This window comes from Brevibacterium ammoniilyticum (assembly GCF_038429965.1).
Lineage (GTDB): Bacteria > Actinomycetota > Actinomycetes > Actinomycetales > Brevibacteriaceae > Brevibacterium > Brevibacterium ammoniilyticum.
On sequence record NZ_BAABNP010000002.1, the window covers coordinates 120,011 to 134,836 of the forward strand.

A 14,826-nucleotide genomic window follows, 5' to 3' on the forward strand; every position below is an offset into this window, starting at 1 on the left:
TACCATTGTCCTGTGCCGCCTGACTCCTTCCTGCCCTTTCGCCTTCCCGCTCCCCGAATCCTGGTGCTGGGAATCGTCGTCGGGCTCCTGGCGCTCTTCGTCTCCCCTACAGCCGCTCCCGCGGCGGCGTCGACACCGAGCACCCCGGGCTCCGCGCAGTCATCGCAGCCGACCGAGCAGTCACCGCAGCCGACCGACGGAACCGGTGCGAAGGTCGCGGGCGAGGGGACGTCGAAGCGCACCGTCGTCATCGGCATACCCGGTCTGACCATCGGCGACATCGATCCCGAACGCACACCGAACCTCTTCGCCCTCGCCTCCCGCGGCGCGGTGGCCAACCTCAACGTCCGCACGATCGGTTCTGCGACCTGTCCGGCCTCCGGCTGGCTGTCGTTCGGTTCCGGGGCCCGCGCCGAGGCGGGTCCGCAGCATGAGCCCGACGTCGACAATCCTGCCCGCTGCCCGGCCCTCATGGCCCCGACGACGGATGCGCAGGCCGCGGACTCCGCCTCTGGAGCCGAGGCGGACGATGCCGCAGCGAGTGCGTCGGCAGGTGACGAAGATCTCGCCGAGGCGACCGGTCGTGAAGCGAGCGCCCGCATTCCCGATTTCGCCTCCGTCAAGGAGCCGAACGAGGGCACCGGGTACACCGTCGACTACGGGATGCTCGCCCGCTTCGTCCGCGACGCCGCGCCGGCAGGGTCGGACGCTTCTGCGTGCGTGGCGGCCGAAGGTCCCGGTGCGGCCTATGCCGCCGCGGATGCCGACGGGGTCGTGGAGACCTACACCGACGACGCGATCGCCGCGGGCTGTCGGCTCTCGCTCATCGATCTCGGGGCGATCGGGTCCCGCTCGTGGCTCTACGATCCGATCCCCAACTACTCCTACACCGTGCCCGTCGACTACGACCGGCAGACCGCTGTCGCCGAAGCGGACCGCCGCCTCGGTGCGAAACTCGATGCGCTGAGCGAGACCGCCGGCGACGACCCGACGGTCATCGTCGCAGGTCTCGGCGACAGCTCCGGGTCTCCGCGGCTGCGCGCGTTCATCGGGGCCGGACCCGGTTTCGCTCCGGGCACCGTGTCCTCGGCGTCGACGCGCAGCCCGGGTCTCCTCCAGCTCACCGATCTCGCACCCGGGATCCTCGGACTGCTCGGCATCGAGTCCCCCAGCGGGATCGCCTTCGACGTCGACGAGTCGGCGGCCTCGGCCGAGGACAGGCTCCTCGACCTCGAGACCGAGGCGACGAAGGCCGAGACGGTCTACGAGCAGCTCTCGACGTTCTCGCTCACCCTCGACATCGCCTTCTATGTGCTCTTCGTCCTCTGCGGGCTCCTGCTCAGTGCGGTCTTCGCCGACCGGTGGGCGCCGAGGCTCACCCGCCTCGTGTCTCAGCGTCTCTCCCGGGGACGGTCCGGTTCCGGGCGGGCCGATCTCGGCATGGGGGTCCATCGACTGCTCGGGTGGATCGGCCTCGTGCTCGCGACCGTGCCGATGGGCGCGTTCCTCGCCGGGCTCCTGCCGTGGGCGCGATTCCCGCTTCCTGAGCTCGGACTCACCGTGTCCGTGCTCCTCGGCGCGGCAGCGATGCTCGTCATCGCCCTGCTGCCGCCGTGGGGTCGCACGTGGCGGGGCCGGGTAGCAGCACTCTGCCTGGTGACCGTCGTCGTCATCGCCGTCGACCTCGCCACCGGGTCGCGGCTGCAGGCGAACTCGCTGCTCGGCTACAACCCGATCGTCGGTGGGCGGTTCTACGGCCTGGGCAATCAGGGCGCGGCGATCTTCATCGTCAGTCTCTTCATCCTCCTCGGACTCGTCATCTCCCGCCTGCGGGCAAGCGGCCATCGTCGTGCGGTGGTCCTCGTCCCTGCCGCCGTCGGACTCCTCGCAGTCTTCGTCTCGGGCAATCCCTCATGGGGTGCGAAGTTCGGCGGCACCATCGCCACGCTGGCCGGCCTCCTCGTCCTCCTCTCACTCGTCAGCCGGATCCGTCTCTCGATTGTCCGTCTCGGACTCATCGGCATCGCGTCCCTCGCCGTGCTCATCGGCATCGCCTTCCTCGACTGGCTGCGCCCCTCGGGCAGCCGCTCGCACTTCGGCAACTTCTTCGATCAGCTCGTCACAGGAGAGGCGCTCCAGGTCGTGGGTCGCAAGCTCAGCGCGAACCTCCACATCATCCAGATCAACCCGGCGCTTGCGATCGTCACACCGCTCGCGATCATCGCGATCCTGGTCTTCCTCCGCTACCTCCTTCACTTCCCGCGCTTCCGCGGCCGGACCCGCACCGCACGCGTCCTCGGGCACTGGCGCGGCCGACTGCCCGCTCTCTTCGCCGACGAGGACCTCCACTCAGGGTTCCTCGCCGCCGTCACCGGCCTCACCGTCGGGCTCATCCTCACCGACTCGGGCATCGCCGTGCCCTCGACCGGGGCGATGGTCCTCCTTCCCTACCTCCTCTCCTTGTGCGCCGACCCTCGCCTCGAGGAGACCGGCGCCGAGGACCGCGACGATCGCAACGACACCGCCCGCGACGACACGGCCCGTGGCGACACGGTCAGTGGCGACTGCGGCCCTGGTGGATCCGCCGGGTCCACCCTCGATGCCGCCAGTGTGACGCACGGCACTGACACGAACGGGCGGCCAAGACGATGAGCGCGCTCCTGCATTCGCGGCTCGTCCGCGCCTTCATGCTCTGTCTCGCCGTCGCCGTGCTCGTCGTCGGTCTCCCCCAGGCGTCCCAAGCCGCACCGGCTCAGTCCCCACCGGCCCAGACCGCACCGACCCCCGCGGAACGGGGCACCATCCTCATCGGCACCTCCGGCTTCACCTTCGAAGACCTCGACCCGCAGACGACACCGAACCTCTGGGCGATGATGCAGTCCGCGCAGATCGGGACCATGACCCCGCGCAGCGTCCGGTCGGTCAGCTGCCCGGTCGACGGATGGCTCGCGGTCGGCTCGGGCAGACGCGCGGCCGACGAACCCCGCCGGCAGTGCCGGGTCCCCCAGCCCCCGCTCGACGGCTGGGTCGCCGACTGGGACGTCTACGCGCAGGTCGCCCGCGGTGACAACTACGATGCCGCGCTCGGCGGGCTCGCCGAGGCGGTGCCGCGGATCTCCGCTTTCGGACCCGGGGCCGCGATCGCGGCCGCAGACCCCACCGGCGCCATCGACGACTGGTCGCTGATCGGCGACGACATCGGACCGCAGGCCGCCTCGGCGTCGGAATCCGGGAACCTCACCATCGTCGACCTCGGCAACACCGAGGCCGACGGCTATTCCCTGCGCGACCTCGACCGCCGGGTCGGTGCGATCCTCGCCGCAACGGGCTGGGCGACAGGGGACGCCTCCGACGGCCTCGGCGAGGGTACCACCCCCGTGATCTTCTCCTCGATCGCCGACGGCACGCACGACGGCTCCTCGATGCAGGCGACGATGATGCTCAAGCCCGGTGAGGATCCCGGTCTCCTCACCTCCTCGTCGACGAGGCAGCCCGGCCTCGTCCAGGTGCCCGACATCGCGCCCACACTCGTCCAGCTCTCCGGCGGGGAGCCGATGGGCAACGTCGCCGGGGCCCCGATGTCATCGAATCCCGGAGGGTCGTGGGAGTCGCGCTACCAGTCGGTGCTCGACCGGCAGGTGGCGGTGAAGACGCAGAAGGAGATCTCGACGTGGTTCTTCCCCGTCGTCGCCTCGCTCATGGCCGGGCTCCTCGCCCTCGCGTGGTTCCTGCGGCGCAGGAACGCCGAACTCGTCCACTCGACGGCCTACCGCCTCGGCATCGTCTTCGCCGCCCTGCCGGTCTCGACGTATCTCGTCAACGTGCTGCCGTGGGAGCGGGCGACGAACCCGGACATCGCGATGCTCGGGGCGCTCGTCGGCTGGGCCCTGGTCCTCGGGGCGCTCGCGCTGCTCGGGCCGTGGCGCAGGCACCGGTTGGGTCCGGTGCTCTTCGTCAGCGTCGTCACCGTGCTCGTCCTCGCCTACGATGTCATCACCGGGTCGCAGCTGCAGATGTCGACGCTGCTCGGCGAGCCTCTGCTCATCGCCTCCCGGTTCTACGGGATCGGCAACTCCGCGCTCGCGCTCTACTGCTGTGCGCTGCTGCTCGCCGTCGCCGGCTTCGCCTCGATGGCGACGAGGCCCTTGGTGCGCATCGCGATCGTCCTCGTCCCCGTCCTCGTCTCGTGTGTGCTGCTCGCCGCACCGGGTCTGGGCACGAAGTTCGGGTCGGTGCCCACCCTCATCATCGGCGTCGCCTACCTCGCGCTGGCCTCGGCGGGCATCCGCTTCTCCCTCAAACGGCTCGGGCTCACCGTCGGCATCGCCGGTTTCGTCATGCTCCTCGTCCTCTTCCTCGACTGGCTGCGCCCCGCGGACCAGCGCACCCACTTCGGGCGGTTCTTCGACTCGCTCATCAGCGGCGAGGCCCTCGGCGTGCTCGCCCGCAAGATCGACATGAACATCGACATCCTCACCCAGTCGTGGATGACAGTGATCCTCCCGCTCATCATCATCGCCGTCTTCTGGGTCGCGCTCATGCCGCAGCGCTTCGCCCTGGGCGGCCTCGTCGACCTCTACGCGCGCATCCCGCTGCTGCGCGCGGGCATGATCAGCCTCGCGATCCTCCTCGGCGTGGGCACGATCATCAACGACTCCGGCATCGTCGTCCCCGCCGTCGGCATCCTCTTCCTCGTCCCCGTCCTCGCCCACCTCGAGACGTTCAGGATTCCGGACTCCCCCGCCGAGGCGGCCCCGCCGACCACGGCCACCCCCTCCCCTCCGCCGAGTACCGAGACCATCGCCGAGGTGTGAGGTCGGGTCCGCCTTGCCGAGGTGCGGAGGGCGTTGACCACGGACACGGGTCTGCGCACGCGTGAGGGCCGGGGAGTGACCCCCGGCCCTCATTATGCGCAATGCGGCTCGTCCTGCCGAGGTCAGACCTCGACGTCGGCCTTGCGCCTGCGGATCGCGGTGACGGCCGCGCCGCCGGCGATGATGAGCGCGAGCGCTGCGGCGACGAGATTCATCGCTTCGAAGCCGGTGCGCGGCAGGTTCCCGCCGTCCTTCGACCCGGCGCCTTCGGAGCCGCCGTCCGAACCACCCGAGGAATCCGAGCTGCCCGCGGCGTTCGAGCCGCCGGCCGAATCCGACGACCCGGTCGCATCGGACCCGCCGTTCGACCCGGCACCGTCAGCACCACCGTCAGCCGAGCCACCGCCATCGGCGGCACCGCCGTCGGCCGAACCACCCGCGTCGGAGGATCCACCCCCGGCATCGGCGCCCCCATCGGCGGTGACCTTCGCGGTCGCCTCGAACGAGCGGGGCAACGGCAGCGGGTTGTTGTCCCACCACTGGGCGTCACCGGCGATGAGCGTGGCCTTCGCCGTGACCTCACCCGAGGCATCCTGCGGCGCTGTGACGGTGAGCGCAACCTCGCTCTTCCCCGCCGGGATCGACGTCAGTGTGATCGTCGCCTGCCCCGCTGCCGCCTTCTTCACCTTCGCCGACGGCGCGCCCGACTGCGCGCCGCCCGACTGCGCGCCGCTCGACCGACCCGCACCGGACTGCGCGGTGACTGTGTACCCCTCGGGCAGGTCGACGGTGACATCGACGGGTCCGGGGATCTCTGTCTTCGCATCGGTCGTGAGCAGGAAGTCCCCCGAGGCTCCCGCCGCGATCCCGGCTTCCGGCGCGGTGAAGTCGACGGCCAGGTCACCGGTGGTGATGACGTCCTTCGCGGCATCGGCCTGACGTTCGGACTTGTCGGGTGCCACCGGGGAGTTCTCGTTGAAGTACTTCGTCCACGTCTCGTAGTCGGTGAGACCGGAGAGTTCGAACGTGCCCTTCGCGAACGAGGAGAAGTTGTCGCCGCCGGCGGCGAGGAAGCTCAGGGTCGCCACCCGGTAGTCCTTGTTCGGGTCGATCTCCTTGCCGTTGACCTTGACCGACTTCACGCGCTGGCCCCGTTCGGCGCTCGAGTCGTAGACGACGTCGAGCTCCTTCGAGATGCCGAGGTGGAGGAACGGGCGGGATGCGCCCTCGGGCTGCCACTGCTCCTCGAAGAGTCCGATGACATCCGCGCCCTTCATCGTCACGACTCCGTGGTCATTGGCGAACGGCAGGACCGCGTTGAGTTCGGCGGCCGTGACCTCGCAGCGCTTCTCCGTGTTGTAGATGTCATCGCACTTGAGGTCGGTGCGCAGACCGCCGGGGTTGGTGATGCCGAAGTCGGCGGGCGCAAGCTGGGAGTCCGCGACGCCTGACTTGAGCGCATCGGCGACGAGGTTGCCCAGCGTGGACTCGGCACCCCGGTCCTCGGCCCCGTCCTTCGTCGCGCGGGTGATGTCCTCGGTGATCGTGCCCGCAACGACCGAGCCCGGCCCCTTGGCCTTCTCGTCGGCGTCGGCGACGATCTGCTTGACCTTGTCGACGACCGGTGAGGAGTAGTCCTTGTCCTTCGTCGAGATGAGATCGGACTTCGTCGTCGTCCAGTTGCCGGCACCGTCGGATTCGAGCTGGAGCTGCCCGACGACCGACCCGTAGTTGCCGGCCTGGATGACCGGGCGGGTGCGGTCGGGATCGCCGGGGACGGGAGCGTCGAAGTTCGAGGGCAGGTGCGTGTGCCCGGTGAGGAGGGCGTCGATCGACGGGTCCGCCTCGGTGACGAGCTTCTTGAACTCCGCGTTCGATGCCTCCGCCGCTGCGAGGCTCTCCGTCGATGAGGCGCCGAGGTGGGCCTCGACGACCGTCATGTCCGGCTGCTGGTCCTCCGGCAGGGCGTCGAGCTCGTCGGCGACCCGGTTGACCGCATCCGTGGGGTCGCCGAAGTCGACCGAGGCGATGCCGTCGGGTGAGACGAGGGAGGTCGTGTCCTTCGTGACGACGCCGATGACGGCGATCTTCACGCCGCCGACGTCGATCGTCGTGTACTCCTCGAGACCGTCGGGGACGTTCGTCGTGCCCTTGTCGTAGACGTTCGCGGCGAGGTACGGGAAGTCCGCCTCCGAGGCGACCCGACCGGTGAGATCGTCGATGCCCTTGTCGTATTCGTGGTTGCCCGTCGCCGATCCCTGCAGTCCGATCGCGTTGAGGACGTCGATCGTCGGCGAGTCCTGCTGCGAGGAGGAGACGTAGGTCGAGGCGCCGATGCTGTCACCGGCGGAGAGGAAGGCCGTGCCGGCCGCACCCTCGACGCCGGCGAATTTGGCCCGCTCCTCTTCGACGACCGAGGCGACCTGCGATCCCGCTTCGACGATGCGTCCGTGGAAGTCGGTGATGCCCATGAGCTGGACCTTCGTACCGGCGGGGGCGGCGTTGGGGTCGGCGCTCGGCGCCGCCGAGGGTTCACTCGTCGACTCCGCTGCCGCCGGTGTGCCGGGCTCAGCCTCGGCGGGAGCGGTCTCCGGGGCGTTGCTTCCGGATCCGACCTCGGATTCCTGGGCGGTCTCCGACTCCGGGGAGCTGCCCAGCGTGGCCGCCTGGGTCGGGGCGATGCCCGGCAGGGTCAGCAGCGAGACGGCCGCACCGGCTGCCAGCGCCTTGGTGAGAAGCTTCGACATAGATTCGCATCCTTTGGTCATGACGTCCGCCGCGTCGAGGGCGGAGAGAGAAGAGGATCGAGCGAACTCATCGTGTCGCAGGGAAGCGAACGACGAGTGACCTTTACGTGAATCTACACAGGATTCTCACATCTGGGAAGAGGATTCCTCACAAACTCGTCGTGAATGACAGCAAGGCAGGCGGTGGGAATGAGCGCACGCGACTGCGGCGTCCGACTCCGGGGGCGAGTCGGACGCCGCAGCGGCGGTGTACGGTCAGAACTTCGCTTTGATCTTGTCGATCCGCTCCTGACGCTTCTCTTTGCGTTCGGCCTTCTTCGCCTCCCGCGCCTTCTCCCGGGCGGCGTCGGCGGCGGCCAGGGCGGCATCCTCGGCGGCGGCGACCTCGTCGAGGACCTCGTCCTCGGGACGGCGCAGCAGGGTCGCCCCGGTCGTGGCGGCGAAGTCGTCGAGGACGGCGGGATCGGTCTCGTCCACCTCGGCGATGACGCCGGTCCTGCCCGAGGGCAGGGCGCTGCTGAAGACGGAGAGCGCGTCCTCGGCGTCGAAGGATCGTTCGGCGTCGACGGTCGATCCGATGAGGGCTCCGGTGGCGAATCCCAGCAGCATGCCCAAGGGCCCGCCGAGGATGCCGATGAGGGCACCAATGCCCCCACCTCCGAGCGTGGAGAGTCCGATCTCGTTGTCCTGCCCGTCGGTGACGCGCAGCTGGCCGTTCCCGGTGCGTTCGACGACGGCCGAGGCGACGATCGTGATCGCCGCGGAGTCGAGGTCACGGAACTTGCTGAATGCTTCGTAGGCGGTGCTCGAGTTGTCCCAGGTGAGGAGGATGATGTTCTTTTCCGACATTGCGCTGTCCTTCGCATGTGGCGGTGGGTGGGATGTGGCGGTCGGGGAAGGCTCGGCTCGCCGGTGCCGGGCCACCAAGTCCACCACCCCTGCAGTGGGCGGTCAAGGCTTCGGCCACCGACACGGATCGTTCTCCCAGGGGGCGGTCAGGAACGCAAGCCGCACTGTCCGCTCGGCGTCAGTCGAGGTCGCGGCGGGCCATCGTCTGGGCGGCCCTCGCAGCGTAGTCCTCCGGGGGCGGATAGCCGACTCCGGTGAGGACGAGGCCGTGGGCCGGGGTGACGAACATCGGGGTCTCGGCAGTGATCCCGGCATCCGCCTCGGCGAGCATCTCCGCCGGTCGGGTCACCGGCCATGCACCGGACCCGACCCGGATGAGGGCGCCGACGAGCGCCCTGACCATGTGATGGCAGAACGCATCGGCGCGCAGGTCGATGGTGATGACGGCGTCGTCGTCGCGGGCGACATCGAGGTCGTGGAGGGTGCGGATCGTCGTCGCCCCCTCCCGCGGCTTGCAGAACGGGAGGAAGTCGTGGAGGCCGCGGGCCTCTGCCGCGGCCTCGGCCATCGCCTCGGCGTCGAGTTCGCCCTTGTGACGCGGGGTCACCTCGGTGAGCAGGGGGTCGAGGAAGGACCGATGATCGGCGAGCCGGTACTGGTAGGACCGCCACAGGGCGGAGAAGCGGGCGTCGAAGTCCTCGGGCGCCTCGGTGACGGCATGGACGACGAGGTCATCGGAGCCGTCGACGGTGAGGACCCCGCGCAGACGGGAGAGCAGCGCGGTCTGAGCGGTGCGATTGGTGCGCCCGACGAGCTTGCCGATCGCCTCCTCGCCCAGGTCGACGTGGACGACCTGCCGGCGGGCGTGGACGCCGGCGTCGGTGCGGCCGGCGACGACGGTGGGCACCTCGGTGCCGGTGACGCGGGCGAGGCCGTCCTCGAGCTTGCCCTGGACGGTGCGCAGGCCCGGCTGCTTCGCCCAGCCGTGGAAGTCCGTGCCCCGGTAGCCGAGGTCGATGCGGAACCGCGTCATGCCTCGACCACCCCGCGACCGGACCGGTCGGACCGGTTCTCAGGGGTCGACGGTGCGGGGGCGGACGGCTGTGCGGTCGATGACGTCGATGCCGTCGATGCCGTCGATGCCGTCGATGCCATCGTGGGTCCGGGCGACGGCTCGACCGCGGCGGTCGGCACTTCCGTGAAATGGTCGCGCGGCCGGAAGACTCCCCCGAAGATGCGCGAGAGCAGCCGTCCGCGCTGCCGGTGGTAGCGGTCGACGTTGGCGTTGTAGAGCCGGCTCACCGCGACGATCCGCTCGGAGAGGACGGTGAGCTGGCCGTGGAGGAGGTGGACGGTCATGTCGAGTTCGTCGCGCATGCCCGCCTGCGCCGAGGTGGTGGCCACCGCCGCAGATGCCGCGTCGGCCGGCGCTGTGACGGGGCCACCGCCTCGGCGACCGGGGAGGAGGGCGGCATCGTCGATCGCTGCTGTCAGCGCATTCTCCGCCGCCGCCCCGCGCGGCCCGAAGGGGGCACGTTCGGCGGAGGCGAGGGCGAGTTCGAGGCTGCCGAGATCACGGGTCGTCACCTGCCCGATGGTGCCGATGAACGCGGGGACGAGTCCGTGGCGGGCGCGGAGTTCGACGACGAGCTGGCGTTTGGCCTCATCGCAGAGCGAACGGGCCATCGACAGCTGATTGAACCGAAGGATGATGAGCATGACCGCGGCGACGATGAGCACAGAGGCCACGCCTGCCGCGATGATGGTCCAGATCACGCGCTGTCCTCTCGTCTCTGTCCCGCAGCACTCAGCCGCCCGGCGCACGGTCGTCCGGTGCCGCCTGCGGCTCCTTCAAGTTTACGCAGGGTTCACCTCCGTCGCGAACGGGTCGGACACCGGCCATCGGGCGTCTGCCTGCATGAACTGATTTCGGCAACTCGTCGCCGACACGTAGCCTCTGAGTCGTCGTCGCTTCACCATCGGAGCGTGCACTGGGTGGTGTGAGAGTAGCGATCATTGCAGAATCCTTCCTCCCCAACATGAACGGGGTCACCCACTCACTGCTGCGGGTCCTCGACCATCTGGCCGATCGCGGCGACGAAGTCCTCGTCATCGCCCCCGGCACCCGCCGCGACGGACCCAAAGAGGTCTCCGGCGCGAAGATCGTCCGCGTCCCCTCGATCGCCCTGCCGAAGTACCGTCGCATCCGCGTCGCCCCCGGCGGGGTCACCCGCATCCGCCGCCTCCTCGAACGCTTCGCCCCCGACGTCGTCCACTTGGCCAGCCCCTTCGTCCTCGGCTGGCGCGGGGTGCTCGCCGCCCAGAGCCTGAGCCTGCCGACAGTGGCGATCTACCAGACCGAGGTTCCCGCCTACGCCGCCCGCTACGGCATGCACGGCATCGAGGCGATGCTCTGGACGCATGTCCGCAACCTCCACCAGCACGCCTCCCTCACCCTCGCCCCGTCCTCGTACACGATCGATCAGCTGCGCAGGCTCGGCGTCGCCGAGGTGGATCACTGGGCCCGTGGGGTCGATTCGACCCGCTTCGACCCCGGTCACCGCTCCGCGGCGTGGCGACGGACCGTGGCCCCGAACGGGGAGCGGATCATCGGCTTCGTCGGCAGGCTCGCCGCGGAGAAGCAGGTCGAGGACCTCGCGGTGCTCTCGGACATCCCCGGAGCGAAGCTCGTCATCGTCGGCGACGGTCCGTGGCGCTCGAAGCTCGAACGCACCTTGCCCGGCGCGCACTTCGCGGGCTTCCTCGGCGGGGACGCGCTCGCGCAGGCGGTCGCGAGCTTCGACCTCATGGTCGCGCCCGGGGAGCTCGAGACGTTCTGCCAGACGATCCAGGAGGCGATGGCCTCCCAGGTGCCGGTCATCGCGCCCGCCCGCGGAGGTCCCCTCGACCTCGTCGACTCCTCGCGCACCGGGTGGCTGTACGCGCCGAAGGACCTCACGGCGATGCGCGAGCACGTCGTCGACCTCCTCGGCGACGATGCCAAACGCCGTGCCTTCGGCATCGCCGGCCGCGAGCAGGTGCTCAGCCGGTCGTGGAAGAGTGTGTGCTCGCAGCTGGTGGGCCACTACTCGCGGGCGATCGAGAATCCCACCCCGCAGGTGATGGGCCGCAGCTTCAACGTCCTCGCATGGGAGGGCGCCGCCGCTCCCCGCTGAGCAGCGCGAGAGCCCCCACCACCGCGACCGCCACTTCGCGCCGAGACCGCCGCTCTGCCCGCACACCCCTCCGCCGGCGAGCGCATCGAGACCCTCACACCACCGAGACCGCCACTTTGCGCCGAGACTGCAGCGCACAGGCGGCGGTCTCGGCGCTAAGTGGCGGTCTCGATGAACGCGCGTCGCAAAGCGGCGGTCTCGATGGGGGCTTCGGGTCAGCGGGCGATCCAGTCGGCGACGGTGAGGACGTCGGACTGCCAGGAGAAGACCTTCTCCGTGAGCACGCGGTGGACCTCCTCGTCGGGGTCGGCACACGCATCCGAGAGCACCGTGACGCCGAAGTCGAGGTCGGCGGCCTGCCGCCACGTGGCAAGCACGACACCGCGGGTGGCGACGCCGGCGAGCACGAGGTTCGTCGCCCCGAGCCCGCTGAGCACCGCGGCGAGATCGCTGCCGGAGAACGCCCCGACCCGACGCTTCGTCACGAGCGGTTCGTCCTCGCGGCGGCCGAGCACATCGAGGATCTGCGTCGACTCGCTCGTCTCATCGAGATCGCCGTGGGAGGCGATGCGCATGAACGGTGAGGTCTCGGGCAGTTCCGGGTAGCCCGGCCGCAGGGCGACATGCACCCAGACGACCGGGATGCCGGTGTTCCGGGCGTGGGCGACGGCTTCGCGGACGCGGTCCATCAGCGCCGTCTCGGCGAAGCGGCCGGCGATGCCGTTCTGAAAATCCATTGCGAGCAGGACGGTGCCCTCGGTCATGATTCGCTCCTCTCGTGCAGGTCAGGCGGCCTGCACGCCTGAGGATACTCCGCCGCAGCGAACCCCGAGCGAACAGCGGAATCCGTGGACGACGTCATCCGCCGAGGCGGTCGGCCCGATCCGAGCCCCAGACCCAGTCGCCGAGGGACTCAGACGACCCGAACGTCAGTCGACGATGCCGCGGGCGTCGAGGGCGCGGCCGGTGTCCTGCGCGTACTTGACCGACCGGAGGATCGCCGGGACCACGCGGGCCTTGAGGCTCGTATCGAGTCCACGGGCGCGGGCGGCGCGGTCCGCCTCGGCGAGGAGACCCGAGAGATGGGAGATCGCACGGACCATGAGGCTCGCGGTGAGTGCGATGATCTCCGGATCGACGCCGAGGCGGCGAAGCGGTGAGACGATGACCGCGAAGGCGTCGAGGAGCTGGCCGACCGTCGTCGTCAGGGTGAGCAGCAGCGCCGCCTGCACGCACGCGAACACCGTGCCGGCGACCGTCAACCCAGCCTCGAGCGTGCCGAAGAGGTATTGGAGTCCCATGACGATGGCGACGAGGACCGCCGCATACGCCCACGGGATGAGGAAGCGCCGCAGCGGCAGGCGCGCGCTGAAGCCGAGGACCGTGAGGACTGCGAAGATCGACCAGTTGACGATGCCGTCACGGTAGATCAGAGCGACGAGTCCGATGACGGCGATGACCGCGAGCTTCCACCCCGTCGGCACGCGGTGGAGCCACGTCGGCCGGCGAACGACCCGCCCGAAGAGCTGGGGCCGCGGCCGGATGCCCGCGCGCCTGCCCGCCCGACGCCTCAGCGTCCGCATGGTGCGGTTCGGACCCGGCTCACTCATGGGATTCGCTCATGATGATCTCGCGGTAGGCGGCGACCGCCTCGGCGGGGGTCGAGTCCCACGCGATGCGGCCGTCCTCGACGACGACGGCACGATCGGCGATCGAGGCGAACTCGAGGTCATGGGTCGAGAAGACGATACGGACCCCGCGACGGGCGACGAGATCGGCCAGACGCGCGCGCAGTCGCTCCCGATTGCGGAGGTCGAGCAGGGTCGTCGGCTCGTCGAGGACGAGGATCTGCGGGTCGACGGCGAGGACCGCGGCGAGCGCGACGAGCTGACGCTGACCGCCGGAGAGTTCGTAGACGCTGCGCTCGGCGAGGTCGGCGATCCCGAGTTCGTCGAGGACCGCGAGGGCCGCCGCGCGCCTCTCCCGCCTGGGCACCCGGGAGCGCAGGGAGAGCTCGATGTCCTCGAGCGGAGTGGGCATGACGAGCTGCGCGGCGGGGTCGGTGAAGACGAAGCCGACACGGCGGCGCACCTCGGCGGGGTGCCTGGCCGGGTCGATGCCGTCGACGAGCACCTGCCCGACGTTCGCGGTGACGAGCCCGTGGACCAGCTGCAGCAGCGTCGACTTGCCCGAGCCGTTGGCGCCGATGACGGCCACCGAGGGCTCGCTCAGCCGCAGGTCGACGTCGGAGAGGATCGACCGGTAGGCATCACCTGCGGGAGTGTCGTCGATGACCCCGACGGACACCCCGGTCAGCGCGATCTCCCGGACCGGTTCCCCCGCCGAGGCGGTCGCGGCGTCCCCCGCTGAGGAGCGTGAGGACTCCCCCGCCGAGGCGGTCGCCGGCTCCCCGCCATCCGCCGCGTCCCGGTCGCCCGCGGCGGTACCGGTGGTCGAACTCCGCCGCAGGATCACTGTGCGTCCGGGGCCTGGGGGCGAGCGCCTCGGCGGCGGAGGATGTCGGGGAACGCGCGGTGGATGAGGAGGGCCACGGAGACGGAGAGCACGGTCTTGATGATGTCGCCGGGCCAGTAGATGAGGTCGGCTGCGGCGGCGACGCCGAGCGGGAGGTCGCCGTTGATCGACATGCCGAGGATGCCGAGCGGATGGACGATGAGCAGGCTCGCGGCCAGGGCTCCTGCGAACATCGCCGCCCACAGCCGGCCGCCGCTGAACCGGCGCAGCGCCCAGCGGGCGGCGAATCCGGCGGCGAGCGCGTAGAGGGTGAACGCGAGGATGTAGCCGGCACTCGGGCCGGCGAGCACGGCGATGCCCCCGCGCATGCCGGAGAAGATCGGCAGGCCGATGAGGCCGAGAACGACGTAGAGGCCGGTCGCCGCGGCGGCCCGCCACGGGCCGAGGACGAGACCGGTGAGCGCGATCGCGAACGTCTGCAGGGTGATCGGCACCCCGAGCGGTCCGACGGGGATCGGCGGGAGCATCGCGAACGCGGCGATGAGGGCGGCGAAGACCGCGATGAGCGCGATGTCCCCGGCTCGGCTGGCGGGCTTGAGCGAGGCGGACGCCGCCGCCGAGGCGGGGGTGGACGATGCGTGTGTCATGAGTTCTCCGTGGGTCGGGTCGGGCCCGGGTCCCACCCGGGCTGACCCCACCCTAACTGAACACCGTTCAGGAATTGTCGGCGGGGCACAGTTCGCTGCCCGACTCCTTGGACTCCGT

At 70.2% G+C, this 14,826-nt stretch carries 11 protein-coding genes; 3 read left to right on the forward strand and 8 right to left on the reverse strand.

Annotation, left to right across the window (positions count from 1 at the left end):
- Positions 1-12: 12 nt before the first annotated feature.
- Together AAHA49_RS02580 and AAHA49_RS02585 are read left to right on the forward strand one after the other, a co-directional pair.
- A complete protein-coding gene (locus AAHA49_RS02580) occupies positions 13-2,652 on the forward strand; it encodes a hypothetical protein (protein ID WP_342037102.1) in 2,640 nt (879 codons plus the stop codon).
- Positions 2,649-4,814: a hypothetical protein gene (locus tag AAHA49_RS02585; RefSeq protein ID WP_342037103.1), complete on the forward strand. Its 2,166-nt coding sequence runs from the start codon at positions 2,649-2,651 to the stop codon at positions 4,812-4,814. Before AAHA49_RS02580 ends, AAHA49_RS02585 begins: the two co-directional genes overlap by 4 nt.
- Before the next feature lie 122 nt (positions 4,815-4,936).
- Here the strand turns inward: AAHA49_RS02585 and AAHA49_RS02590 are convergent, their stop codons facing one another.
- The 4 genes from AAHA49_RS02590 to AAHA49_RS02605 form a co-directional block, all read right to left on the reverse strand.
- Positions 4,937-7,561, reverse strand: a complete 2,625-nt coding sequence (locus AAHA49_RS02590; RefSeq protein ID WP_342037104.1) for a 5'-nucleotidase C-terminal domain-containing protein — start codon at positions 7,559-7,561, stop codon at positions 4,937-4,939.
- Between the two features lie 255 nt (positions 7,562-7,816).
- A complete protein-coding gene (locus AAHA49_RS02595; RefSeq protein ID WP_342037105.1) occupies positions 7,817-8,410 on the reverse strand; it encodes a DUF1269 domain-containing protein in 594 nt (197 codons plus the stop codon).
- A gap of 178 nt (positions 8,411-8,588) precedes the next feature.
- A complete protein-coding gene (gene truA / locus AAHA49_RS02600; RefSeq protein ID WP_342037106.1) occupies positions 8,589-9,443 on the reverse strand; it encodes a tRNA pseudouridine(38-40) synthase TruA in 855 nt (284 codons plus the stop codon).
- Entirely contained in the window at positions 9,440-10,186 is a 747-nt protein-coding gene (locus AAHA49_RS02605; protein ID WP_342037107.1) for a LemA family protein, read from the reverse strand. The genes truA and AAHA49_RS02605 overlap by 4 nt, the downstream gene beginning before the upstream one ends.
- 224 nt (positions 10,187-10,410) lie before the next feature.
- Between AAHA49_RS02605 and AAHA49_RS02610 the strand changes: the two genes are divergently transcribed.
- Positions 10,411-11,586, forward strand: coding sequence for a glycosyltransferase family 4 protein (locus tag AAHA49_RS02610; protein ID WP_339392117.1), 1,176 nt, complete (start codon positions 10,411-10,413; stop codon positions 11,584-11,586).
- Between the two features lie 215 nt (positions 11,587-11,801).
- Here the strand turns inward: AAHA49_RS02610 and AAHA49_RS02615 are convergent, their stop codons facing one another.
- From AAHA49_RS02615 to AAHA49_RS02630, 4 genes are all read right to left on the reverse strand, one after another.
- Positions 11,802-12,350: a cysteine hydrolase family protein gene (locus AAHA49_RS02615; RefSeq protein WP_339392116.1), complete on the reverse strand. Its 549-nt coding sequence runs from the start codon at positions 12,348-12,350 to the stop codon at positions 11,802-11,804.
- Between the two features lie 165 nt (positions 12,351-12,515).
- On the reverse strand, positions 12,516-13,196 hold the full coding sequence (locus AAHA49_RS02620; protein WP_342037108.1) for a CbiQ family ECF transporter T component: 681 nt from the start codon (positions 13,194-13,196) through the stop codon (positions 12,516-12,518).
- Entirely contained in the window at positions 13,189-14,061 is an 873-nt protein-coding gene (locus AAHA49_RS02625; RefSeq protein WP_422614408.1) for an energy-coupling factor ABC transporter ATP-binding protein, read from the reverse strand. Before AAHA49_RS02625 ends, AAHA49_RS02620 begins: the two co-directional genes overlap by 8 nt.
- Entirely contained in the window at positions 14,058-14,708 is a 651-nt protein-coding gene (locus tag AAHA49_RS02630) for a biotin transporter BioY (protein ID WP_339392114.1), read from the reverse strand. The genes AAHA49_RS02625 and AAHA49_RS02630 overlap by 4 nt, the downstream gene beginning before the upstream one ends.
- Positions 14,709-14,826 lie beyond the last annotated feature (118 nt).

Bases quoted from the DNA above. Each gene is read 5' to 3' on its own strand.
- AAHA49_RS02585 (WP_342037103.1), top strand. From the start codon at position 2,649: ATGAGCGCGCTCCTGCATTCGCGGCTCGTCCGCGCCTTCATGCTCTGT.
- AAHA49_RS02590 (WP_342037104.1), bottom strand. From the start codon at position 7,561: ATGTCGAAGCTTCTCACCAAGGCGCTGGCAGCCGGTGCGGCCGTCTCG.
- AAHA49_RS02595 (WP_342037105.1), bottom strand. From the start codon at position 8,410: ATGTCGGAAAAGAACATCATCCTCCTCACCTGGGACAACTCGAGCACC.
- truA (WP_342037106.1), bottom strand. From the start codon at position 9,443: ATGACGCGGTTCCGCATCGACCTCGGCTACCGGGGCACGGACTTCCAC.
- AAHA49_RS02615 (WP_339392116.1), bottom strand. From the start codon at position 12,350: ATGACCGAGGGCACCGTCCTGCTCGCAATGGATTTTCAGAACGGCATC.
- AAHA49_RS02620 (WP_342037108.1), bottom strand. From the start codon at position 13,196: ATGAGTGAGCCGGGTCCGAACCGCACCATGCGGACGCTGAGGCGTCGG.
- AAHA49_RS02630 (WP_339392114.1), bottom strand. From the start codon at position 14,708: ATGACACACGCATCGTCCACCCCCGCCTCGGCGGCGGCGTCCGCCTCG.